Consider the following 22,055-nt stretch of genomic DNA (forward strand, 5'->3'; position numbering starts at 1 on the left):
TAGCAGGAACGCGCACACAGAGAACGTGCGCACGAAACCGATCCGTCTGCGTCCGCGGACGACAAGCCGATAGCCATAGCCCGGAGGGTGCGCAGATGACAACGATCACAAGGCTGTCCGTTCGGGACATCCGGTTCCCCACCTCACGTTCGCTGGACGGCTCCGACGCGATGAATGCCGCGCCGGACTACTCCGCCACTTACGTCACGCTCGAAACCGACACGCCGAATCTCACGGGCCACGGCCTCACGTTCACGATTGGCCGCGGCAATGAAATCTGCGTGACTGCCGTGAATGCACTCACGCCGTTGATCGTCGGCAAGAAGCTCGAAGATATCGCCGCGAATATGGGCGCTTTCTGGCGCGCATTTACCTCGGATAGCCAACTGCGCTGGATCGGCCCGGACAAAGGTGCGATTCATCTTGCCACCGCGGCGGTCGTCAACGCGGTGTGGGATCTGTGGGCGAAATCCGTCGGCAAGCCGGTCTGGAAGCTGCTGGTCGACATGAGCCCGGAAGAACTCGTGCGCTGCCTCGACTTTCGCTACGTGACCGATGCAATCACGCCGCACGAAGCAGTCGCGATGCTGCATCGTCATGCGAAGACCAAGGGCGAGCGTGAAAAGGAAATGCTCGCGAACGGCTATCCGGCATATACGACATCGGCGGGCTGGCTCGGTTACGACGACGACAAGATTCGCCGTCTCGCGCGCGAAGGCGTCGCGCAGGGATGGACGCATTTCAAGCAGAAGGTCGGCGCCGATCTGGAGGAAGACGTACGGCGCGCGCGCATTCTGCGCGAAGAGATCGGCGAGAACCTGAAGCTGATGATGGACGCGAACCAGGTGTGGGACGTCGATGAGGCGATCGCGAACATGCGCCGTCTCGCCGAGTTCGACCCGTGGTGGATCGAGGAGCCCACGAGTCCCGACGATATCCTCGGTCATGCGGCGATTCGCCGGCGGCTCGGTTCGATTGGCGTCGCAACCGGCGAGCATTGCCACAATCGCGTGATGTTCAAGCAACTGCTGCAGGCGCAAGCCATCGACTTCTGCCAGATCGACAGTTGCCGGCTCGGCGGACTCAACGAAGTGATCGTCGTACTGTTGATGGCCGCGAAGTTCGGTGTGCCGGTGTGCCCGCATGCGGGTGGTGTCGGCTTGTGCGAGTACGTGCAGCATATTTCGCTGTTCGACTATATCTGCGTGTCGGCGTCGCTCGAGAATCGCGTGCTCGAATACGTCGATCATTTGCACGAGCATTTCGTGGATCCCGTGGTGATCCGCAACGGGCACTATATGCCGCCGCAAAGGGCCGGGTATAGCATCGAGATGCTGGAAGGGACACTGGACAGGTACTGGTATCCGGAAGGAGAAGCGTGGCAGGCATGATGCTGGACGGTATGGGTTGGTGTCGTCGCGCAGATCGTCGCAGCGACGAGCGACCGGCTCGAGCGCGTGGCACGCATCGTGCGCCTGAACGTGTTCATCGCGAGCACGCCGGCATTCCGTGCTCAAAGCACGGTTGCCAATGGCGCGTCGGATGTGATGGTGCAGATCTTCGGTGACGCCGGCCGTCACGCGCGCAGCGCCGTGGGTGTTGCGTCGCTGCCGGCAGGGGTCGCCGTCGAAGTCGAAGCGGTTGTCGCCTTGAAGAACGTCTGAATTCAACTCATACACTCGGAGCCGCCAATGTCTTCTCCGCTGTCGCCCGCTGTCATCGACGCAATACGTGCCCGCACACCCGGTGTTCGCAGTACCACGCACTTCAATCATGCGGGCGCGTCGCTGCCGTCGGCCGCCACGCTCGAATCAATTCACGCGCATCTGTTGCGCGAAGCCTCGATGGGACCCATGGAAGCGGGCGCGGCTGCCCGCGAACAGACCGAACGGGCGCGCACGCTCGCCGCGCGACTGCTGAACGCTCAGCCCGCCGAGATCGCGTTGACGACGGGCAACTCGCCGGGCTGGGGCGCTGCTTTCGCGGCATTGGGTCCGTGGCGCGAGGGGCAACGCATCCTCGTTGCGCGGCACGAATGGGGCGGCAATCTCGCGACGATGCGTCTTCTGGCGCAACGCGCGGGCGCATCGATAGAGACGATTCCTTCCGATGAGAGCGGCAGGGTCGATCCTCGCGCGCTCGAAGCGATGCTCGACGACCGGGTCCGACTGATTGCGCTGACGTGGCTGCCGGCCAATGGCGGACTGATCAATCCGGCCGCCGCGATTGGGCGGATAGCACGCCGTCACGGCATTCCGTATTTCATCGATGCGGCGCAGGCCGTCGGACAGCTTCCGATCGACGTCGACGAAGTCGGCTGCGATGTGCTGGCCGGCGCGGGCCGCAAGGCACTGCGCGGACCGCGCGGCACCGGGCTGCTATACGTCCGGCGGGATTTTCTGCCCCGCTTGACGCCAGCCTTCGTCGACACGTATTCCGCGCCGCTCGACGCCAATGGCGACCCTGTACTGCGCGACGATGCCGCGCGTTTCGAATCATCGGAAGCGTCGCTTGCACTGCATTGCGGATTGGCAAATGCATTGGACGAAGCGCTGGAAATCGGCATCGACAACATCCGCGCGCAGATCGATCGGACCGCGCAGACATTGCGCCAGCGGTTGGCCGCGATGGAGGGCGTGCGGGTGCTCGACCAGGGTGTCGAACGATCAGGTCTGGTGTCGTTCAACGTCGCCGGACTCGATGCCATGTCGGTGCGACGCGCGTTGGCGACACAGGGCATCACGATCGGCTCGAATGGCGTCGCGTACACGCCGTTCGATATGACTAGCAGAGGGCTGACACAGATCGCGCGCGCATCGGTCAGCTATCTGACCACCGACGCCGAAGTTGATAAATTACTGGCTGGGATACGGACGTTGACGCATTGAGCACTCGGTCAAAGAGAACTTTGCTTCAGTCAAATGAATAGAAACGTCTCTTTCAACTCAATCGCGCGCACACGACCATGAACTCCGCCTCATCGCACCGCCTCGATTTATCAAAGTTTCCGCGCCATGCGCTTCTCGAAGGCCCGACGCCAATTCAGCACCTTGCGCGTCTGAGCGCTCGCCTCGGCGGGGCGGACATCTACGTCAAAAGAGAAGATCTGACGGGACTAGGTGGTGGCGGCAACAAGTTGCGCAAGCTCGAATTCCTGATTGGCGAAGCGCTCGCGCGCGGCGCGGACACCATCGTTACCGTCGGCGCGCGGCAATCGAATCATGCGCGCCTCACGGCGGCCGCGGCGGCTCGCGTCGGGCTTCAATGCGAGCTGGTGCTGACGAGAACCGTGCCACGTTTCGACCACGACTACATGGAGAACGGCAACGTGCTGCTCGATGCGCTATTCGATGCGCGCGTGCATGATCTTCCCGGCACGGTGAACGCATTGCAATTCGCGGAGGAACGCGCGAACGAGTTGCGAGCGCAGGGCCGTAACGTCTATGTGTGTCCGCTGGGCGGTTCGAGCCCGGTCGGTTGTCTCGGCTACGCGGACTGCGCAGCTGAAATCGTCGCGCAATCGCAAGCGCAAAACGTGGCCTTCGATCGCGTCGTGGTGCCGAATGGAAGCGGCGGCATGCATGCGGGGCTGGTCGCGGGTTTTGTTGCGCTGGGCCTGGATCCGTCGCGTGTTGCCGCATTCACGGTGTATGGGAATGCTGGCCACGCACGCACGGTTACTTTGGATAAGGCGAATCAGACGGTCCGGCTGATCGACCTTGGCCTAAGCGTGAGTGACGACGCGATCTCGATCGACGAAGCGCAGCTCGGACCCGGCTATGGCGTTCCAACCGATAACATGCGCGCGGCTGTTCGGCTGATGGCATCGACGGAAGGTCTGTTGCTCGATCCCGTGTATAGCGGCAAAGCATTTGCGGGTCTTGTGGAAAACGTGAGCAACGGGAAGTACAGTGCCGGACAGAAAATTCTATTCGTGATGAGCGGCGGGCTTCCGGGGCTATTTGCCTACCGGAACGAGTTCTGAGCGCAGAAGCGGAGACAACGCGATGGTCTGATACGGCCGCCGTTGTCTGAAGAAAGCGCGAAGTACTTGAAGATTCGAATCGACGATTCGAAATGGTGCCCAGGGCGGGATTTGAACCCACACGCCTTTCGGCGCTACCCCCTCAAGATAGTGCGTCTACCAATTTCGCCACCTGGGCAGAGGGGCGCCATTGTATCAGCCTGATTATTTTTTTGAAGCCCCTCGCGCGATATTGTTCTGCAGTTGCAATACCGGTCGAAAAACCGACGAGGCGTTCAACCCGTATCGCTGCCCGGCGACCGATTCGAGCGCGGCCCGGCGCCTAGCAAGAGCTCGTAAGGACTGACGCTTGTGGGCCGCTACTCGGGTGAATGCGACAAATGGCGGACCGCTATGCTCGTACGCTGATGCGCTGAAAGAGCGCCCTTCACGGCGAACATATCATGTCACCTCGACGCACATCTTCTTCGCGACTTCGGTATCGTCTTTTTCTCGCGTCGCTGCTGACGTCGATAACGCTGCTGCAGGGTTGCGCAACGACGGCGGAGAACCTTGCCGTAGGGTTCGGTCTCGGCGCGGTCGGCACCGTGTCGGCGTTAGGCTGCCTGCTCGCCTGCGAGATGGCCAATCCGCACTGGTGAAAGGCTGCACGGCGCGCGACGAGCAGCTAGTGTTCGAAGCTCGATATCGATGACTAACGAAAACGGAGCCCCTGTGGCACACCCGCCCTTCCACCTCTACACCGACGCCCAATTCGCAAGCCCCTACGCGATGTCCGTCTTCGTGACGCTTCGCGAGAAGCGCTTGCCGTTCGACCTTTCGACCGTCGATCTCGCGAACAAGGCGAATCACGCCACCGACTATGCGACCCGCTCATTGACGCGGCGCGTGCCGACCCTGATACACGAAGACTTTGCGTTATCCGAGTCGTCGGCGATCACCGAGTACCTCGAAGAGACTTTCCCCGACACCCCGGTCTATCCTCGAGATCGGCGTCTGCGCGCGCGAGCGCGCCAGCTGCAGGCCTGGCTGCGCAGCGATCTGCTACCGGTTCGCCAGGAGCGTTCCACCGAAGTCATTTTCTACCGATCGCGCGGCGGCCCGCTTTCCGCCAGCGCACAAGAAGCGGCACAAAAGCTCTTCGCCGCCGCCGATGCATTGCTTCCGGCCAATTCGCCAAATCTGTTCGGCGAATGGTGCATCGCCGATACGGACCTCGCATTGATGCTCAATCGCCTCGTGCTGAATGGCGATCCCGTTCCGCACAAGCTCAAGGAGTACGCCACGCAACAATGGCAGCGCGCCAGCGTGCAGCAGTGGGTCCAACTGGAGCGTCCACCGCTATAAAGTCGACCGGCGTGGCTGCCGCCACGCCGAAAAGCCGTCGATAGAAGTAACAAAGACCAGCAAAATAGCTGAATACGAAAGTCTTAAAAGATGCGCTAAAAGCGAAGCGAATATTACATTCGCGTTTTATCAGACCTTCGCTGCTCCGCCATGGCCCGATTCCGCGCCCGCTCCCTTTGCTGCTTCGCGCGTACGATGCTGACAACGATCAGCACGATCGCAAGCAATGTCAATTCGATCATTGCGGGAATTCGGATGGGATCATGAAACATGGCGGGCCTCCGTCACATGATTTCATCATAGTACGCCGGGCAGGTAAGCCTGAAGTATTGCGCCGCACCATTGCCAATCTTACCGTCGCCATTACACCGGCTTTTATCCGGCTGGCAAAAGCCTCGAGTGACAAATTGAAAACATTCTGTCACGCAAAAACTTACGGGATTCAGATAGCCGTCCCTAAACAGTTTATTTGCGCTAGAGTACGTGAGCGATCAGTTGGATCGTGAGCCGTCCCGACAATTCGAAGGCGTTATCTGTCACGCGTTTGCTTGCGTGTACGGAAGAAGCACCTGGACTCGTTGAAGACATCGCCCATGCCATATTTTCCTGTCGCCTACTGTGGTCCCGCGGCTGTCCCTGAAAGCTTGTGGCTGCGCTGGAATACGGATCCGCCATTGCTCGTCGCGCTCGCTGCGCTCGCATGGTTCGTGGCCAGCAACCGCTCGGCGAATGCACGGGCGGGATGGGGCGCCGTCGCATTGATGGCCCTCGTGTTCGTGTCGCCGCTCTGCGCGTTGTCCTCGGCATTGTTCTCCGCACGCGTCACTCATCACGTCATTCTGATCGCTGCAGTAGCTCCATTGCTCGCCCTCGCGTTTCCGCTGCCGCGCCTCGCGCATCCACCGCTCGTGCCGGTGGTCGCCGCTCATGCGGTGATCATCTGGCTGTGGCATGCGCCGGGGCCTTATGCGTGGGGACTCGCGACGGTACCCGGCTACTGGCTGATGCAGATTACTTTGCTTGGCAGTGCATGGCTCATGTGGCGCTGCATCTTCTCGCCGTCGCTGCCGACCGGCCCCGCGCTGATGGCGCTCGTCGCGACGATCGGCCATATGGGTTTGCTCGGCGCGTTGATCGTGTTCGCGCCGGTGCCGCTCTACGTCGCGCACTTCGCGACCACCGCCGCGTGGGGGCTCACCCCGCTCGCCGACCAGCAACTCGCCGGACTGTTGATGTGGGTACTGGCGATGATCCCTTATCTCGCGGCAGGACTTTCGCTCGTCTGGTCAAGCCTGCGCGTCAGAGAGCCCGCGCTGTGACGACCCTGCTGAAGTTCATTCACCTGGCCGCGATCGCCGTCTGGTCGGGCGGATTGATCGTGCTGCCGTATCTGTTCTGGCAGCGCCGCGGGCTCGCGGCGGGCGCCGAACTCGACCGGCTGCACCGCATCACGCGTCTCGTATTCGTGGAGTTGACCTCGCCCGCCGCTTTCGTCGCGATTGCGAGCGGCACCGTGCTGATTTTTCTGCAGGCCACCTTCGTCGAATGGTTCACCGCGAAGATGGTGTTCGTCGGCATCATGGCGATGCTGCATGTGCTGGCCGGCCTCGTACTGCACGATCTGTATCTGCCCGACGGCAGGTTCAGCCGTGCCTCGGCGATCGCGCTGACCAGCGCTTATCTTATCGTGGTCGTCGCGATCGTCTGGATCGTGCTGGCCAAGCCTCACATCGACTCGAACCTGCTGGCCCCGCATCTGTTCGAGCCCGGTGGACTTGGCCGCTGGCTGCATCACTCCTTCGGCGAAACGAGAATTCCGACGCCATGATCGAACACGAGCTTGCCCCCATGCCAGCCGGCGAAGCCCGTCATCACCGAGCTGAGCGCCGACAGCAGGAGCCCATGCGGCAGGATCTCATCGGGGTAGTAAAGGCGCACGCCCCAGTTCGCACCCGCGAGCGCGACGAGCGTCATCGCGGCGACCGCATGCGACCAGCTCGCTTCCTTCAGGCGGATACCGCGCACCAGCAGCAGCTCGGCGGTACCGACCACGCTCGCAGCCACGCCGCTCCAGAACGCGAAACCGGCGGCCCACAAGCCGACGCGAATCCAGAACGGGTCACCCGTCCACCAGTAGATTACGTCGACGCCCAACGTCGCGACGACGAACGCGATCGGGAAATGCACCATCATCACGTGAATCGGATGACCGACGAGCGCCACCACCGACCCCTTGTCGAGCCGCAACAGCTCGAGCATCACTTCGCTTCGCCTCTCGTTTCCAGCATTGCCTTTGTTTGCCATGGTGGTGTGCCCTCGCATCGAATGCCTGGTGGTGCAAACCATCATAGCTGCTTGCGCCTGGCCGTCCAAGCAGGATCGCTCGCCGCGTTGTCCGGCTGCACCGGGCCGCTCTCGACGCTCGAGCCATCGGGTCCGGCCGCCGCATCGATCGCCGGGCTGTGGTGGGTGATGCTGACGGGCGCCCGCGATCCTGTTCGCGATGGTGCTCGTACTGTTTCTGATGACGGTCTTCCGGCCCGGCTGGGGCTCGCACGTGTCGCCCGCGCGCTGGATCGTGCTCGGCGGTCTCGTGCTGCCGGCAGTGATCCTGATCCCGTTGATCTGCTACGCGCTGTACGCGGGCGAGTTGCTGCTGCCGCTGCGCGCGCATGCGCCCGCGCGCATCGAGGCGATCGCGCAGCAATGGCGCTGGACCTTCCGCTATCCGGAACTCGGCAACGTCGAAACCGGGAACGTGCTGCATCTGCCCGCGGGCACGCCGGTCGACATCGCCGTGACCAGCATGGACGTCGTGCACGCATTCTGGATTCCGCGCTTCGCGGGCAAGATCGACGCGGTCCCTGGCCACCACAACCTACTGCGTATCCAGGCCGATCAGCCCGGCGAGTACGCCGGACAATGCAACCAGTTTTGCGGCATCGGTCATGCGGGGATGCACTTCACCGTGATCGTCGATCGTCCGGAAGATTTTCCGGCTGCTGTCAAAATCGCCGCCGCCAACGGAGAGGTGAAGAAATGAGTGTGCCCGTCGAGCCGCCATCACAGGGCATCAACGCGCTGCGGCTGCATCGCCAGCTTGCCGCGATCTGGGCTACCGGGCCAGGCGTGCAGAGGCTCGCCGCGGTCAACCATACGGTGCTCGGCATGCGCATGATGATCACGTCGTTCGTGTTCTTCGCGATCGCCGGGATTCTCGGCATGCTCACGCGCGTGCAGCTCGCGACGCCGCATGCCGCCTTCATGGATGTGGAGACCTATAACCAGATCTTCACGATGCATGGATCGATGATGCTGTTCCTGTTCGCGATCCCGATGGTGGAGAGCTTCGCGGTCTATCTGACGCCGAAGTTTCTCGGCGCGCGCGACTTCGCGTTTCCCCGCCTGACCGCTTACGGCTACTGGTGCTATCTGTTCGGCGGCACGATCCTGACGGTGTCGCTGATTCTGCACAGCGCGCCCGACGGCGGCTGGTTCATGTACACGCCGCTCAGCTCCAACGTGTACACGCCCGGACTGAACGCCGACGTGTGGCTGCTCGGCATCACGTTCGTCGAGATTTCGGCGCTGTCGCTCGCGATGGAAATCGTCGTGTCGATCCTGAAGATGCGCGCGCCGGGCATGTCGCTGGATCGCATGCCGATCTTCGCGTGGTACATCCTCGTCACCGCGATGATGATGATCGTCGCGTTTCCGCCGCTGATTCTCGGCTCGATCCTGCTCGAGGTGGAGCGCGCGTTCAACCTGCCGTTCTTCGATCCGACGCGCGGCGGCGATCCGCTGCTGTGGCAGCATCTGTTCTGGCTGTTCGGCCACCCGGACGTGTACATCATCTTCCTGCCGATGGCCGGCGTGCTGTCGACGATGATCCCCGTGTTCGCGCGACGCCGCCTGATCGGCTATCGCACGATCGTCGTCGCGATCATCGCGCTCGCGTTCCTGAGCTTCGGCATCTGGGTGCATCACATGTTTACGGTGGGCATTCCACATCTGGCGCTCGCGTTCTTCTCGGCGGGCTCCGCGATCGTCGCGGTGCCCACCGCGATCCAGTTCTTCGCGTGGCTCGCCACGCTGTCGCACGGCCGCCCGCGCTGGGACGTGCCGATGCTGTACATCTTCGGCTTCTTCTTCGTGTTCACGTGCGGCGGGCTGACCGGCGTGATGCTCGCGATCGTGCCGTTCGACTGGCAGGCGCACGACACCTACTTCGTCGTCGCGCACCTGCACTACGTGGTGGCCGGCGCGCTCGCGTTTCCGATGCTCGCGGCGTTCTATTACTGGTTGCCGCTGCTGACCGGGCGCACCGCCGTGCATAACCTTTCGGTGCCGGCGTTCTGGCTCGTGTTCATCGGCTTCAACATGACGTTCTTCCTGATGCACCTGACCGGCCTGCTAGGCATGCCGCGGCGCGTCTTCACCTATAGCGGCGACGAAGGCTGGAACTGGCTCAATCTGCTGTCGTCGGTGGGCAGCTTCGTGATGACGATCGGCTTCGCGCTCGTCGTGATCGACATCGTCGTGCAATTGCGTTTCGGCCAACGCGTGCGACGTAACCCGTGGCAATCGATCACGCTCGAATGGGCGATGCCGATTCCGCCCGCGCCGTACGCATTCGCGTCGATCCCGCACATGGACGCCGAAACCGAAAAGGTGCCCCCGGGCCAGCTAGCGACCTCTCTGGCGCGCGGCGAGGGTTACCTCGGTTTCACGCGCAACGGCTGGCAGGAGACGCTAGGCGTGCATATGACGTCGGGCGAGCCCGAACAACTGATCGTGCTGCCGAACTCGACCTATCTGCCGCTCGTCACCGCGGTCGTGACCGCCGCGGCGGTGCTCGCGATGCTGTTCAAGTTCTATCTGCTGTCGGTCGCATTCGCATTCGTGACGTTTGGCCTCTTCATCTACGCGGGCCAGAGCGCGGGGCACGCACGCGATTACGGCGCGCTGCCGGTCGGCCGAGGCGTCAGCGTGCCGCCGCATACCGAGGTCGCCGGTTCTCCGTCATGGCTTTCGATGATCTGCGCGCTGATCGCGAACAGCACGCTGTTCACCTCGCTGATCTTCGGCACGTTCTACCTGTGGATTGCCGCGCCGAACTGGCCGGCAGCCGTGACGCCGCATCCGAACCGCGGGCTCGCGCTCGTCGCGGCCGTCGCGCTCGCGGTGGCCGCAGTCGCCACGCGTGGCTCGTTGCGCGCGGCCGCCGCCGAGCGCAAACCGCACGGCACGATCGGGCTGAGCGCGATCGCGCTGATCGTCGCGCTCATCGCCTGCGTGATGCTGATCAACGGCGTGACACCGAATCCGCGCGAGCATGCGCTCGGCGCGACGGCCGCGGCGCTGCTCACGTACATCGCAGTTCACGCGGGCGTCGGGTTGTTGTTCCTCATCAGCAACGTGCTGCGCGTCGGCGCGGGCTTCGTTTCCGCGCGACGCCTGACCGATCTGCGGCTCACCCGCCTGTGGGTCGATTACACGCTGGCGACGGGCATCATCGCGCTTGGACTCGTGCTCGCGCTGCCGAGCCTCGTCGCCGTGCTGGGAGCCAGACCATGAATGCGCGTCCGCTTTCGCCGCGGCGGTTGTGGTGGCTCGCCGTAGGCTTCACGATCTGGTGTCTCGCTTTCGTGATCCTGTATGCGCTGCACGCGATCGGCTGCGCGTTCGCGTGGCCCACCGGCCCGCTGCGCGCGAGTCTCGCGATCATTCTGCTGCTGCATCTGATCGCGATCGGCTGGCTATGGCGCTATCGCGCCGCGACCCGCGACCCTGGTCCCGAACGCATCAGCTCGTTCATGCATACCGTCGTCGTCTGGACCCTGATCGCGGCGCTGGTCGCGACCGTGATCACGTTCGGGCCCGCGCTGCTGCTCACCACCTGCGTCTGAACGCGGACTGAGCGCGAGCGGGACCGCCGCACCCGGCATGGAGAAGCACCGATGCAGTCTCGAGATCTCGTGCGCAAGGCCGTCTGGTCGGTCATCTATCTACTGTTCATTCTCGCGCCGCTGTTTGCGCTGCTGACCGGCACGCTCCCGCCCGCGCGCAACTTCGGCACCGAGTTCTCGGTGGCGCTCGGCTATTCCGGACTCGCGATGATGGGCCTGCAATTCGGCCTCACCGCGCGCTTTCGTCACGTGACCGAGCCGTGGGGCGAGGACGTTATCTATCATTTCCATCGACGCGTGTCGCTGCTCGCGGTCAGCCTGGTCGTCGTGCATCCGCTGATCCTGTTCGCGATCCGCTCCGACAAGGTCGCGATGCCCGACTCGCTGCTCGAAGTCCCGTGGGGTGCGTGGTTCGCGTTCCTGTCGATCGGCTCGGTGATCGTGCTGGTGATCACCGCGCTATGGCGCAAGCAATTGAAGATTCGTTATGAGCTGTGGCATCTGTCGCATATCGGGCTCGCGCTCGTCGCGATCTTCGGCGGCGTGCTACATATGATCGGCTGGGGGTTCTATCTGACCGATCCGTTCAAGCGCACGCTGTGGATCTGCATGACAGTATTCTGGGTAGCGCTGCTGCTGTACGTGCGTCTGTTCAAGCCGCTCTTCATGATCAGGCGTCCGTACCGGATCGCGGAAGTGCGCGCCGAACGCGGCGACACGACGACGCTCGTGATGCAGCCCGACGGCCACGCTGGCTTTCGCTTCAAGCCCGGCCAGTTCGGCTGGCTCAACGTGTGGGGCAGCCCGTTCAGGATCACCGGACACCCCTTTTCGTTCTCGTCGAGCGCCGAGGCCGCGAACGGCCGCGTCGAAATGACGATCCGCAATCTCGGCGATTTCACGAGCCAGGTGAAGACGATCGAAACAGGTCGGCGTGTGTATCTGGACGGACCGTATGGCGCGTTCACGATCGGGCATCCGACCGACATGCACGTGCTGATCGCGGGCGGTATCGGCATCACGCCGATGATGAGCATGATCCGCTCGCTCGCCGATCGCGGCGACCAACGTCCGCTCGTGCTACTGTACAGCGGCAAGACCTGGGACTCGCTGACTTTCCGCGAGGAGCTCGATGCGCTGAAAGCGCGGCTCGATCTGCGCATCGTCTATGCGCTGTCGGACCCGCCCGAAGGCTGGAGCGGGGAAGTCGGGCGCATCGATGCCGCGATGTTCCGGCGACATCTCCCGCCTGAGTTCGCCGATCACGAGTATTTCATCTGCGGCCCGGACTCCATGATGGATGCGATCGAAACGGCGCTCGGCGAAATGAAGGTGCCGCGCATCCGCTACCATTCCGAACGCTACAGTTTCGTCTAGGAGACTTGCGATGCGCCGACTGTTGGCCAACCGTCTCGTCATTGCCACCGGCGTGATCGTCGTGGCGTTGTCGCTTCTATTCGCGTATCTGCGGGTCGGTTCGCTGCATTAGGGCCCGGTTACGCCAATGACGGGCTCGCGGCGCGCTTTTCCTCATGCTCGAAGGTTGAATCGATATGCCCTACTTTTTTGGAATTGGTCTTCACGTTTTCATCGCGATTTTTTTCGCCGTCCACGCGTTGCGCAATAACCAGGGCATCTACTGGCTATTCATTCTGTTTGCTTTCCCGCTGCTCGGCAGCGTCGTGTACTTGTTCGCGATCTATCTGCCGAGTCTGCGCCACTCGCGCGGCGCGCGGGTGGCCACGCAGGCGATCACGCAATTTGTCGATCCGAATCGCGCGCTGCGTGAAGCGCGCGCCGAATTCGACCGCGCGCCGACCGTGCAACATCGGATGCGGCTCGGCGAGGCCTTGCTCGCGGCCGGCAATCCGCGCGAAGCGCTCGAACATTTCCAGGCCGCGGCGAACGGCCCATTCGCGAACGATCCCGCGCTGCTGCTCGGTCTCGCGCGCTCGCAGTTCGCACTCGGCGACTACCCGGCCGCCGATGCGACGTTAGCGAACCTGTTCTCGGTCAATCCGCGTGCACGCAACCAGGGCGAGGCGGCGCTGCTGTACGCGCGCACGCTGGCCGCGCTGAATGCGCCGGGCGCACGCGCGGCATTCGAACAGGCGCTGACCTGCGCGAGCGACGTCGCGCCGCGCTGCCTGTTCGCCGACTGGCTCGCCGCGCAACCCGAAGACGCGGACCGCCGCCGCGCCGGCGCGCTCTATGCCGAAATCGTGCAGGATGCCAAACATTGGCCACGTCACGCGCGCGAGCATAATCGCGAGTGGCTGCAGCGGGCGCAGGCCGCAATGTCGGCGGGTGCGGCTCGAACCTGAGCATGCTGAGGAGAACATCGATGCGACGTGCGATCCGGTTTCCTGCTTCGGCGCTGTGCGCCGCGATTGCCGCGATTGCATTCGGTGCCGGTGGCACTTCGACTTCCGCGCAGGCCGCTGGCATGGAGAAACCGTTCGAATGGCCCGCGTCGTTCGTCGTGCTCGGCGATGGCTATCCGCACTCGGGCGATGTCTGCCGGCGGCTCGGCGAGTCGGCCGCAACCGTGAACTATCTCGACCATACGGCAATTCTGGTCGGCTGTCCGGGCTCGCGCGACAGCGCCGCCGTGCGCGCGATCGTCGGGCATCAGTGGCATGCGCGGGTGGTTGGCGAAGCGGATGGCGTGACGCTGATTTCGATTTCGACTGAAAACGCTCAGGCCGGCTCGCAGAACGGCCACGGGCCCGTGAAGGAATCGCCTATCAGCGCGAGCGGCACGTTGCCGTGCGAGCGCGGCAACGGACAGACCAAAACGATGTGCAAGTTCGGCGTAGTGCATCACGGCGATCGATCGACTACGGTCGTCGTCTACTGGCCCGATGGCGCCACGCGGGCGATTTTCTTTGGCGTCGACGGTCGCGTGTTGGGTACGGCCGCGTCCGCGAGCGATCGGCCGATGCCCGGCGACACGCTGACGCGCAAGCATGCCGGCATCAATCTGATTTCAGTTGGCAATGAGCGCTACGAAGTCGAGGACACGGTTCTGTCCGGCGGTTGAATTGCATTGAAGCACATCGGCGCAAGCCATCCGCGGTCGAACGCCTGATTCGACGCGCGTCACGTTCACTTCTATCCCCTTCGCTTCACACCCTCGCGCAGACCAGCATGCAGCATGTCGCGCTGGACAAAATATTAGTAATAATCCCACCAAGACGCTAGCTTATGCGGAATGCGTATGCCGCACGTAGCTGGGATTCTTTCATTTTCATCCAACTCGCATGGGGATTACCCCATGCCGTCAAATCAATATTATTGACTAATATTATTACCTGCCGGAAGTTCGGCGCCGGCCTGCCGGCTGTCTCGATTCTTTATCCAGATCAACTAAGTGTTTTTAACCGATCAGCGGTTCAACAGGAGGGGTCATGATGTCCAGAAGAATGGGGTTAGTGGCGGTCTGGCTGGCGATGGCCGTCGGACTCGCCGCGTGCAATGGCGACAATAGCGGCGCGTCGACATCGCCGGTGGCGAATGCGGCCACCTCGAGCGCGGCGCCGATCAGCAATGCATCGCAATCGAATTCGAATGCATCGGCGGACAACAAGGCGACGACGGCTATCCCACTGCCCTGCGACGCCGCCGCCACGGCCAACACGCCCTGCTCCGCCGCGCACAGCGTGACCCGACTGCTGACGAAGAACTACACGGGCCCGCTGTTCCAGATTCAACGCGCGTCGGACAACACGACGCTCGACGTCTATCCGTACACCAACAGCACGCTGAAAGGCGGCGACCGCTCGCTGGTCGGCTCGGCGAATGTGCAGAACACGCAATCCTTCTGTAACAACACGACCTGCTCGGTCACCTACATCTACGATCAGATCGATCTGGTTGCGCCGCTGAAAAACGGCGCGTTCGGCAATGTCCCCGCGACGCTGACGCTGAACCAGGACGGCACGGAATCGCTCACCGTACAGAACGGCAGCAAAAAGACCACCGTGCCGGTCCTCAACGGCTTCGCGACCATCACGCTGCCCGGCACCTCCGGCGCCTTGACCGTGCAGTTGGCGCAACCGCCGACCGCCTTGACCGAGCAGGCGCCGACGCAGCAACTGACGATCGGCAACGACTTGCCCGCGCTTCCCGGCACGCCGGCCAAGCTCGCGTTCGTTGCGACGAACGGCGTACAGATTCCGGCTCTCGGCACGCTGGCAGGCCAGGCCTATCGCAAACGTTTCGGCACGGTGAACCAGTCGATTGGCGATAGCGAAATCGCCGAGTACATGGTGGCTGGCGCCCACTACAGCCAGTCGTCGACCTGCTGCGGCACCTACGGCAACATGGAGAACAGCGCGAATCCGAGCACCTATTCTCACGGCGAAGTGGAAGGAGAAATGTTCGCACTCGCGTTTTCGAACGGCAACGCAGCAGTATTCGGCTATTGCGACGGCAACTCGATCCAGCCGTCGAACGTCAAGGGCCCGGTGTGCAATGCGCTCGATACCAACTGGCCGGGCGTCGATGCCGAAGCCGGCGTCTATCTGTATGGTCCGCAGCAGCCGGCGAAGGAGAAGTTCGTGACGGTGCTGTCGAAGTACTCGCCGGTCACCGCGTCGAATCTGTTCGCGGTCAAAGGCGGCTCCGCTTCGCAAAGCGTGTTGACGTCGCTGTACGATCAGGCGCCACCTGAAGCACTGATCTTCGGCAACGATGCCGGTCACGCATTCAATGGCCAATGGCAAGGCGGTCTGTCGCTCGGCGAAGGCGGCGACGGCAGCGCCGCGCCGATCCAGTTCTTCGAAGGCGCGATCATCACGAAGGCGACGTCCGATACGACCGACAACGCGATCCAGTCGAGCATCGCGAGCTTCTACGGGCCGCCCACCAACGCGGCCGCGTCGGCTTGCTATGCGAACAACCTGATCAACTCGCCACTCAGTCTCGCGACGCCGGATGCATGGTTCCAGTCGAACGGCGGCACCGCCGTGCCCGCCACCGACATCTCCGGCGTAAATCGCGGCGCCGCGACGGTCACGAGCACGAACGGTTCGGCCGTGTCGAACATTCACGAAGTGATCCGTGTGCAGGGCGGACAGTCGTACACGTTCACCGACTACGTGCTCGCCACCACCAATGCAACGGTGTTCCCCGGCGGCTCGATCCAAACCGACGACCCGAGCGGCACCGAGTTCGGCTGGGTGCTGAACACGAACACCGGCGCGATCGTGCGCGGCACGTGGGGCGCGGGGCAAGCGACGGCGCTGAGCGCGGTGAAATCCGGCAACTGGTGGAAAGTGACGATGACGCTGACGGCACCGGCGGGATCGAACAACGCGCAGGTATTCATCGATCCGCCGACGTCGAGCAGCGCAGGCGTGCGCTCGCAGCAGGCCGCGTATCTGAGCGCGACGCACTACTGCCCGAGCCTCGCGATCCTGAGCGGCGCGAAGTCGTAAGCACGGTCAGCGCGGCGCAGTTATCGATGATTCGTTGACGCGTCGCGCAATCGAAGGCACACTCGCTCGCTATGCAAGCCCTCACGTACCACCCGACTGCAAAGCATCATCATGCGCATGCCCGCGTGGGACTGCCTGTGGGGACTCGCATACGCATACGCCGCTAGACATCATTCGCAGCGACATGCGCCAGAAAGCCCCGCCGGCAACGACGGGGCTTTTTGTTTTCCACGACCTTTTGCGCTCATCGAATGAAGGATTGCCGCCATGACACAGGAAGCACAGACGCCTGCCGTATCGAAGACCTTTGCGACGCCCATCGATCTATACCGCGTCCTTGCACGCGTTTGGGCCGGCGATACGTCGAGCCCCACGCACGCGTGGTCGTCGACGAATCCCGCGCAGAATCATTGCAGCGTTACGTCTCTGATCATGCAGGACTATTTCGGTGGCGAGATTCTGACGACGCGTACGTCGGGGGGCACGCACTTCTACAACCTGATCGACGGCAGCAGATGGGATCTGACGGTCAGCCAGTTTGCCGAACCGATTCCATTCGACGATACGCGTTCGAATCGTGAAGCGGCGTTCGCGGATACGTCGCGGGAGAAATACGAACTGCTGAAGTCGAGGCTCGCGCAAAGCCAGCTGAAATAAACGCTCAATCAAACACGCGTGGCCGAACTGCATCGATACGCGGTTGGCCACGCCATTTCACTTCAAACAATCACTTCCTGCTTCCCCGGAATGCCTTGCCCGCGCAACGAACACCCGCGCGTTTCAGGCACGTAGATCAACGCAATCGCCCCGACGACGCACGCGGCCATCATGTAATAAGCGGGCACCAGCGCGTTGCCCGTATGCGCGACCAGCCATTCGTTCGCCATCGGCGCCGTGCCGCCGAAAATCGACGTCGACAGGTTATACGCAATCGCCATCCCCGCGTAACGGACCTGGGTCGGAAACATCGCGGGGAACATCGCCGAGATGCTGGCCAGTTGCGGCACGTACAACAGCCCGAGCACCGCAAAGCCGATGAACGCGCCCGCCACGCCGAGCTTCATCAGCAGGAACATCGGAATCGCCGCGACGAACAGGCCAATCAGCGAAAACCACCAGACGTTCTTGCGTCCCACGCGATCCGAGAACGTGCCCGCGAACGGCAGAAACACCATCATCGCGAGCATGCCGATCAGCGGCACGAGCAGGGACATGTTGTCGCTCATGCCGAGCTGCTTCTGCATGAACGTCGGCATATAGGCGAGCAGCACGTAGTTGACGACATTCAAAGCAACCACGAGTCCACCGAGTTGGATCAGCGGTTTCCAATAGTCGCGCAGCAATGCCTTCAGCGTGACGCAGCTATGCTGCTCCTTGTGCATCGATTCTTCGAGTTCGCGAAAGACCGGCGTGTCTTCGAGCTTCGAGCGCAGATAGAAACCGATCAGGCCGAGCGGCGCCGCGATCAGAAACGGCAGACGCCATCCCCACGCATGCATTGCCGTGTTGCCGAGCACGACGGAGCAACCGAGCATCAGAAAAGCGCCGAGCGAGAAACCCGACAGCGTCGCGAATTCGAGGAAGCTGCCGCAAAAGCCGCGCTTCTTGTCCGGCGCGTATTCGGCCATGAAAGTCGCCGCGCCGCCATATTCGCCGCCCGTCGAAAAGCCCTGGATCATCCGCAGAACGACGAGGATAGCCGGCGCCCACCAGCCGATGCTCGCGTAAGTCGGCACGAGTCCGACCAGCAGCGTTGCGACCGACATCAGGATGATCGTCAACGCGAGTACGTGCTTGCGGCCGAGGCGATCGCCGAGCGGCCCCCAGAACAGGCCGCCAAGCGGACGCACGAGAAACGAAATGGCGAACGTCGCGAGCGCGAACAACGTGGCCTGCGCGGTGCTGCCGGGAAACAACGCGGCCGAAATATAGCTCAGGCCATAGGCGTAAATACCGTAGTCGAACCACTCGGTCGCGTTTCCGAGTGCCGACGCGGCGATTGCGCGTCGCAGCAAGCTGCGCGCCTGCGGTTGCGCGCTCTGCGCGGTCCATGAATGTACGTAGTGCATGTCTTCTCCTGGGATGTTTCTATGCGACACAGGCAACGTCGCCCGAATCCACGATACCGGCGACCCGCGCCTGCAACGATGTTCTAGGACGATGCAGGCATCGGGGTTTTCCATAAAGCTGTAACGGATGCGGTAATCCGTACGCGTGCGTCGGCGACGCGTCGCGCGCGTTCGGGAAAAACAACATGATCGGCTTCGCGCAGTGCTCTCAGCGCATCAGCAACGGCAGCGTCATCAAACGACCCTGCTGTGGCCTCGCCTCGTTCTCGCCGCAAAGGCGCAAACACATCCACGCGGTCGCGAGGTTGCTGCTCACTACCGGCTTGCCAATGGCGGCTTCGATTCGCGCGATGATCTGCGCGGCTCTCACCGCAGTGCACGAAATAAACAGCGCATCGGAGTCGGGCGCTGTCGCATCGCGCGCGAAGGCGACGATATCGTCGTGCGAAATCCGTGCCATCTCCCGGTCGTCGGTCAGACCCAGGCATGAGAAGCGGTCGATCGCAAAGTCTTGCGCGGCAAAGTACTCGAACATCGGCCGACTGGTTTCGGCGGTGTACGGCGTCAGCACGCTGATACGCCGCGCGTTCAGCGTGCTCAGCGCAGTGACCGCGGCAGCGGTCGGGGTGACGACTTTGGCCGATGGCTTCGCCGCATGAATAGCGCGCTCGATCTGCGCATCGCCGATCATCACGGATGCCGACGTGCACGAATACATCACGACGTCGAGCGTTTCGTCGGGCAGGATCAGCGCCGCGCCCGCGCTCAGCGATGGCTGCATCGCGCGCAGATTGTCGGGCGTCACCGGGTTCGCATACGGCACGCGATTCACATAGATGCCGATACGCTCGTTTGCGACGAGTGCCGCGAAGTCCGGCTCGGTCGTGTGATCGGTTGCGAGAATCACGAGGCCGATACGTTTGTCGAAAGCGCGTTCCATCAGATGCGGCGCGCGCTCGAACTGTCGAATAGTTATTTGCATCGTTCAATGCCCCGGAGCCGGAAAACGCTTTTCAAGGAGTCGCACACCGGCCACCGCGATCAGGCTGATGATCAGGAACAGCACGCCGACGAGCGTCATCGGCTCCAGATAGCGGTAGTCCGTATTCGCGATGATCTTTGCCTGATTCATCAATTCGAGGACCGTGATCGCCGACAGCAACGGCGTCTCCTTGAACATGGAGATCAGATAATTGGCGAGCGCGGGCACCATCGGCGGCACCGCTTCGGGCAGGATCACGTGCTGCCACGTTTGCGCGGGACTCAGGTTGCAGGCCTTTGCTGCTTCCCATTGCCCGCGCGGAATGTTTTCGATGCCGGCGCGATAAACCTCGGCCGCATACGTCGCGTAATGCACTCCGATTGCGAGCACACCGGCCGCGAGCGCCGGCATCCGAATGCCGATGTCGGGCAGAACGTAGAACACGAAGTACAACTGCACGAGCAGCGGCGTGCCGCGAATGAAACTCGCGATCGCCGACGTGCCGCGCGACACCGCGCGATTCGGCGCCAGCCGCAAAATGGCAATCGCCATGCCGACCACGGCCGCCACCACCGCGCCGAGCAAAGTAGCGAGCACGGTGATCTCCAACCCCTGCAGCAGGGTCGGCAGAATCTCGCGCACGAAGCTCCAGTCCCATTCCATTCGTCTATCTCCTGATGCGGTCGAGACCAAAACTCATCCGGCTTTCCAGCTTGCGCATGCCGAACGAGATCAGACAGGCCATGGCGAAGTACAGCGCGAGAATCGTCGCGAACGGGATCACGGTATTGCCGGTTTGCGAGCGCACCACCTGCGCCTGGAACGTCATGTCGCCGAGCGAGATCAGCGACACGACGGCCGTGCCCTTCAGCAGCTCGATCGCGTTGTTGCCGAACGTGGGCAGCATCAGCGGCAAGGCCTGTGGCAAGATCACGTGCCGCATGCGCTGATAGCGGGAAAGATTCAGCGCAATGCAGGCGCTACGCTGCTCGTGGCCGATCGCGGCGACCGCGCCGCGCACCACTTCAGCGCCGTACGCGCCGACGTTCAAACCGAGCGCGAGGACGCCGGCCTGCAGCGGCGTCAGCGTGAGGCCGGCCATCGGCAACACGAAATACGCCCAGAACAGCTGCACGAATATCGAGGTGCCGCGAAAAAACTCGATATACGACGTGGCCAATGCGCGCACCACGAAGAAACGCGACAGGCGCCCGAGTCCAGCGACGAATGCCATCACGAGCGCGAGGACCGCGCCCATCAGCGTCAGTTCGACGGTTGTCTGCGCTCCCTGCAGAATCAGCTGCAAATAGCCGGACCAGTGGTTCATCGACGCACCTCGCGCACAATGTGTCATGGGCCATGCGCGCTATCGCGTTGCGCGCATGGCGTCTTATCGCGGACTCAGTTCTTCGCCGCGCACAGTTTCTCGCGGCTCGTCGACATTGCCGCCTTCGCCGAGAAGCCATAGGGCTCGACGATCTTCGCGAACTCGCCGGACTCCTTCATCTTCTTGAGCTCGACGTCGAATGCATCGCGCAGCGCGGTGTCCTGCTTGCGGAACGCGACGCCGTCGCATTGAACCGGCGTGTTCTGCACCGGCGCGATTGATTCGAGGTTCGGGTCTTTCGCCTTTGAGAGCAGATCGGTGATCGACAGCAGCGGCAACGCAAACACGTCGATGCGGCCGTCCTGCAGCATCTTCAGACCGCTTTGCCCGTCCGGCACGATGATCACGCGATCGGTCGGAATATTCGCGGCGGTCGCGAGCTTCTGCTCGGTCGTGCCGCCTTCCACACCGATCACCGCTTTCGGATCTTTCGCGATTTCCTCGTAGGTCTTGATGCTCTTCGTGTTGCCTTTCTTGACCGCGAACGCTTCGACCGCGCACAGCACCGGCTGCGAATAAGCGACGGCCGCGCAACGCTGCGGGGTCATGAACAGCCCCGCCGCAATCGCGTCATGCCGTCCAGCCGCCAGGCCCGGAATCATTGCGCCGTACTCGGAGACCGACGCGACGACGTCGTTGACGCCGAGCTTCTTGAACACCGCACGCGCGACGTCCGGCGCCGCGCCCGTCACCTTGCCGTCGGCGCCGACCGCGGTGAACGGCGGCTCGTTCGCGATCGCGATGCGCGCGAAACCTTGCTGACGCAGTTGCGTGAGCTTGTCGTCGGCGGCATAAGCGAGGCTCGCGAGCGTCAACAGCGACAGCCCTCCCGCAATCAGAATCCCCTTTAGCTTCATGATTTTTGGCTCCTAAGGCGTAGTGGTACGGCGTAGTAGTGAGTGATGTGCAGCGTGGGAAAAACAATATGTTCCGAC

At 62.6% G+C, this 22,055-nt stretch carries 23 protein-coding genes, 1 tRNA gene and 1 pseudogene; 16 read left to right on the top strand and 9 right to left on the bottom strand.

Going from position 1 to position 22,055, the window contains the following annotated elements:
• The first annotated feature begins 95 nt into the window (after positions 1-95).
• The 4 genes and pseudogenes from OKW45_RS11920 (at position 96) to OKW45_RS11935 (ending at position 3,985) form a co-directional block, all read left to right on the top strand.
• Positions 96-1,391 carry an L-fuconate dehydratase gene (locus tag OKW45_RS11920; RefSeq protein ID WP_026226402.1) on the top strand — a complete coding sequence of 432 codons (1,296 nt, stop codon included), beginning with the start codon at positions 96-98 and terminating at the stop codon, positions 1,389-1,391.
• A gap of 15 nt (positions 1,392-1,406) precedes the next feature.
• A pseudogene (locus OKW45_RS11925) lies at positions 1,407-1,664 on the top strand (RidA family protein); the annotation flags it as partial.
• Positions 1,665-1,691: 27 nt separating this feature from the next.
• Positions 1,692-2,888 carry an aminotransferase class V-fold PLP-dependent enzyme gene (locus tag OKW45_RS11930; RefSeq protein ID WP_429468246.1) on the top strand — a complete coding sequence of 399 codons (1,197 nt, stop codon included), beginning with the start codon at positions 1,692-1,694 and terminating at the stop codon, positions 2,886-2,888.
• A gap of 77 nt (positions 2,889-2,965) precedes the next feature.
• Positions 2,966-3,985, top strand: a complete 1,020-nt coding sequence (locus OKW45_RS11935; RefSeq protein WP_429468249.1) for a D-cysteine desulfhydrase family protein — start codon at positions 2,966-2,968, stop codon at positions 3,983-3,985.
• A 93-nt stretch (positions 3,986-4,078) separates the two neighbouring features.
• Here the strand turns inward: OKW45_RS11935 and OKW45_RS11940 are convergent.
• Positions 4,079-4,163 (bottom strand) — tRNA-Leu (locus tag OKW45_RS11940).
• Between the two features lie 265 nt (positions 4,164-4,428).
• Here OKW45_RS11940 and OKW45_RS11945 point away from each other — a divergent pair.
• Positions 4,429-4,626, top strand: coding sequence for a hypothetical protein (locus OKW45_RS11945; RefSeq protein WP_162634082.1), 198 nt, complete (start codon positions 4,429-4,431; stop codon positions 4,624-4,626).
• 49 nt (positions 4,627-4,675) lie between these two features.
• Positions 4,676-5,332: a glutathione transferase gene (gene yfcF, locus OKW45_RS11950; RefSeq protein WP_429468252.1), complete on the top strand. Its 657-nt coding sequence runs from the start codon at positions 4,676-4,678 to the stop codon at positions 5,330-5,332.
• Between the two features lie 113 nt (positions 5,333-5,445).
• On the opposite strand, the gene OKW45_RS11955 is transcribed toward yfcF, so the two are convergent.
• Positions 5,446-5,604 (bottom strand): hypothetical protein, encoded by a 159-nt coding sequence (locus OKW45_RS11955; protein ID WP_429468255.1) that lies wholly within the window; start codon positions 5,602-5,604, stop codon positions 5,446-5,448.
• Positions 5,605-5,925: 321 nt separating this feature from the next.
• On the opposite strand from OKW45_RS11955, the gene OKW45_RS11960 reads away from it, so the two are divergent.
• Both OKW45_RS11960 and OKW45_RS11965 read left to right on the top strand, forming a co-directional pair.
• On the top strand, positions 5,926-6,651 hold the full coding sequence (locus tag OKW45_RS11960; RefSeq protein ID WP_429468257.1) for a cytochrome c oxidase assembly protein: 726 nt from the start codon (positions 5,926-5,928) through the stop codon (positions 6,649-6,651).
• A complete protein-coding gene (locus tag OKW45_RS11965; RefSeq protein WP_429468260.1) occupies positions 6,648-7,160 on the top strand; it encodes a HemJ family protein in 513 nt (170 codons plus the stop codon). Before OKW45_RS11960 ends, OKW45_RS11965 begins: the two co-directional genes overlap by 4 nt.
• On the opposite strand, the gene OKW45_RS11970 is transcribed toward OKW45_RS11965, so the two are convergent.
• On the bottom strand, positions 7,124-7,636 hold the full coding sequence (locus tag OKW45_RS11970) for a DUF2231 domain-containing protein (protein ID WP_429468263.1): 513 nt from the start codon (positions 7,634-7,636) through the stop codon (positions 7,124-7,126). The genes OKW45_RS11965 and OKW45_RS11970 overlap by 37 nt on opposite strands.
• 199 nt (positions 7,637-7,835) lie before the next feature.
• Between OKW45_RS11970 and coxB the strand changes: the two genes are divergently transcribed.
• From coxB to OKW45_RS12000, 6 genes are all read left to right on the top strand, one after another.
• A complete protein-coding gene (gene coxB, locus OKW45_RS11975) occupies positions 7,836-8,375 on the top strand; it encodes a cytochrome c oxidase subunit II (RefSeq protein WP_429468266.1) in 540 nt (179 codons plus the stop codon).
• Positions 8,372-10,909, top strand: coding sequence for a cytochrome c oxidase subunit I (gene ctaD, locus OKW45_RS11980; protein ID WP_429468269.1), 2,538 nt, complete (start codon positions 8,372-8,374; stop codon positions 10,907-10,909). Before coxB ends, ctaD begins: the two co-directional genes overlap by 4 nt.
• Complete coding sequence (locus OKW45_RS11985; RefSeq protein ID WP_018423781.1) at positions 10,906-11,241, top strand: hypothetical protein; 336 nt, start codon at positions 10,906-10,908, stop codon at positions 11,239-11,241. The genes ctaD and OKW45_RS11985 overlap by 4 nt, the downstream gene beginning before the upstream one ends.
• Positions 11,242-11,292: 51 nt before the next feature.
• Positions 11,293-12,618: a ferredoxin reductase family protein gene (locus OKW45_RS11990; protein WP_429468272.1), complete on the top strand. Its 1,326-nt coding sequence runs from the start codon at positions 11,293-11,295 to the stop codon at positions 12,616-12,618.
• Between the two features lie 176 nt (positions 12,619-12,794).
• The gene (locus OKW45_RS11995; protein WP_018423784.1) at positions 12,795-13,565 is read left to right on the top strand and encodes a tetratricopeptide repeat protein; all 771 of its coding nucleotides are present in this window, start codon (positions 12,795-12,797) and stop codon (positions 13,563-13,565) included.
• 20 nt (positions 13,566-13,585) lie between these two features.
• Positions 13,586-14,284 carry a hypothetical protein gene (locus OKW45_RS12000; protein ID WP_429468275.1) on the top strand — a complete coding sequence of 233 codons (699 nt, stop codon included), beginning with the start codon at positions 13,586-13,588 and terminating at the stop codon, positions 14,282-14,284.
• A 336-nt stretch (positions 14,285-14,620) separates the two neighbouring features.
• Here OKW45_RS12000 and OKW45_RS12005 read toward each other — a convergent pair whose 3' ends face one another.
• Entirely contained in the window at positions 14,621-14,881 is a 261-nt protein-coding gene (locus OKW45_RS12005; RefSeq protein ID WP_239499230.1) for a hypothetical protein, read from the bottom strand.
• Between the two features lie 22 nt (positions 14,882-14,903).
• Between OKW45_RS12005 and OKW45_RS12010 the strand changes: the two genes are divergently transcribed.
• Positions 14,904-16,682 (top strand): arabinofuranosidase catalytic domain-containing protein, encoded by a 1,779-nt coding sequence (locus tag OKW45_RS12010; RefSeq protein ID WP_429468277.1) that lies wholly within the window; start codon positions 14,904-14,906, stop codon positions 16,680-16,682.
• Between the two features lie 267 nt (positions 16,683-16,949).
• Positions 16,950-17,339, top strand: coding sequence for a YunG family protein (locus OKW45_RS12015; RefSeq protein ID WP_429468280.1), 390 nt, complete (start codon positions 16,950-16,952; stop codon positions 17,337-17,339).
• 62 nt (positions 17,340-17,401) lie between these two features.
• Here OKW45_RS12015 and OKW45_RS12020 read toward each other — a convergent pair whose 3' ends face one another.
• The 5 genes from OKW45_RS12020 to ehuB form a co-directional block, all read right to left on the bottom strand.
• Complete coding sequence (locus OKW45_RS12020) at positions 17,402-18,751, bottom strand: MFS transporter (RefSeq protein ID WP_429468283.1); 1,350 nt, start codon at positions 18,749-18,751, stop codon at positions 17,402-17,404.
• A 208-nt stretch (positions 18,752-18,959) separates the two neighbouring features.
• Positions 18,960-19,733, bottom strand: coding sequence for an ectoine utilization protein EutA (gene eutA / locus OKW45_RS12025; protein ID WP_429468286.1), 774 nt, complete (start codon positions 19,731-19,733; stop codon positions 18,960-18,962).
• Between the two features lie 3 nt (positions 19,734-19,736).
• Positions 19,737-20,396, bottom strand: coding sequence for an ectoine/hydroxyectoine ABC transporter permease subunit EhuD (gene ehuD, locus OKW45_RS12030; protein WP_429468289.1), 660 nt, complete (start codon positions 20,394-20,396; stop codon positions 19,737-19,739).
• Between the two features lie 4 nt (positions 20,397-20,400).
• Complete coding sequence (ehuC, locus tag OKW45_RS12035) at positions 20,401-21,060, bottom strand: ectoine/hydroxyectoine ABC transporter permease subunit EhuC (RefSeq protein ID WP_429468292.1); 660 nt, start codon at positions 21,058-21,060, stop codon at positions 20,401-20,403.
• A gap of 74 nt (positions 21,061-21,134) precedes the next feature.
• Positions 21,135-21,977: an ectoine/hydroxyectoine ABC transporter substrate-binding protein EhuB gene (gene ehuB / locus OKW45_RS12040; RefSeq protein WP_018423792.1), complete on the bottom strand. Its 843-nt coding sequence runs from the start codon at positions 21,975-21,977 to the stop codon at positions 21,135-21,137.
• Positions 21,978-22,055: the final 78 nt, after the last annotated feature.

Origin of the sequence: Paraburkholderia lebeckiae, assembly GCF_050436225.1 — a bacterium.
GTDB classification, from domain to species: domain Bacteria; phylum Pseudomonadota; class Gammaproteobacteria; order Burkholderiales; family Burkholderiaceae; genus Paraburkholderia; species Paraburkholderia tuberum.

Coding starts and splice junctions, on each gene's coding strand:
- OKW45_RS11935 (WP_429468249.1), top strand. CDS start 2,966: ATGAACTCCGCCTCATCGCACCGCCTCGATTTATCAAAGTTTCCGCGC.
- OKW45_RS12020 (WP_429468283.1), bottom strand. CDS start 18,751: ATGCACTACGTACATTCATGGACCGCGCAGAGCGCGCAACCGCAGGCG.
- OKW45_RS11990 (WP_429468272.1), top strand. CDS start 11,293: ATGCAGTCTCGAGATCTCGTGCGCAAGGCCGTCTGGTCGGTCATCTAT.
- yfcF (WP_429468252.1), top strand. CDS start 4,676: ATGACTAACGAAAACGGAGCCCCTGTGGCACACCCGCCCTTCCACCTC.
- OKW45_RS11930 (WP_429468246.1), top strand. CDS start 1,692: ATGTCTTCTCCGCTGTCGCCCGCTGTCATCGACGCAATACGTGCCCGC.
- coxB (WP_429468266.1), top strand. CDS start 7,836: ATGGTGCTCGTACTGTTTCTGATGACGGTCTTCCGGCCCGGCTGGGGC.
- ehuC (WP_429468292.1), bottom strand. CDS start 21,060: ATGAACCACTGGTCCGGCTATTTGCAGCTGATTCTGCAGGGAGCGCAG.
- OKW45_RS11985 (WP_018423781.1), top strand. CDS start 10,906: ATGAATGCGCGTCCGCTTTCGCCGCGGCGGTTGTGGTGGCTCGCCGTA.
- OKW45_RS11970 (WP_429468263.1), bottom strand. CDS start 7,636: ATGGCAAACAAAGGCAATGCTGGAAACGAGAGGCGAAGCGAAGTGATG.
- OKW45_RS11945 (WP_162634082.1), top strand. CDS start 4,429: ATGTCACCTCGACGCACATCTTCTTCGCGACTTCGGTATCGTCTTTTT.
- eutA (WP_429468286.1), bottom strand. CDS start 19,733: ATGCAAATAACTATTCGACAGTTCGAGCGCGCGCCGCATCTGATGGAA.
- ctaD (WP_429468269.1), top strand. CDS start 8,372: ATGAGTGTGCCCGTCGAGCCGCCATCACAGGGCATCAACGCGCTGCGG.
- ehuD (WP_429468289.1), bottom strand. CDS start 20,396: ATGGAATGGGACTGGAGCTTCGTGCGCGAGATTCTGCCGACCCTGCTG.
- OKW45_RS11955 (WP_429468255.1), bottom strand. CDS start 5,604: ATGTTTCATGATCCCATCCGAATTCCCGCAATGATCGAATTGACATTG.
- OKW45_RS12000 (WP_429468275.1), top strand. CDS start 13,586: ATGCGACGTGCGATCCGGTTTCCTGCTTCGGCGCTGTGCGCCGCGATT.
- OKW45_RS11960 (WP_429468257.1), top strand. CDS start 5,926: ATGCCATATTTTCCTGTCGCCTACTGTGGTCCCGCGGCTGTCCCTGAA.
- OKW45_RS12015 (WP_429468280.1), top strand. CDS start 16,950: ATGACACAGGAAGCACAGACGCCTGCCGTATCGAAGACCTTTGCGACG.
- OKW45_RS11920 (WP_026226402.1), top strand. CDS start 96: ATGACAACGATCACAAGGCTGTCCGTTCGGGACATCCGGTTCCCCACC.
- ehuB (WP_018423792.1), bottom strand. CDS start 21,977: ATGAAGCTAAAGGGGATTCTGATTGCGGGAGGGCTGTCGCTGTTGACG.
- OKW45_RS11995 (WP_018423784.1), top strand. CDS start 12,795: ATGCCCTACTTTTTTGGAATTGGTCTTCACGTTTTCATCGCGATTTTT.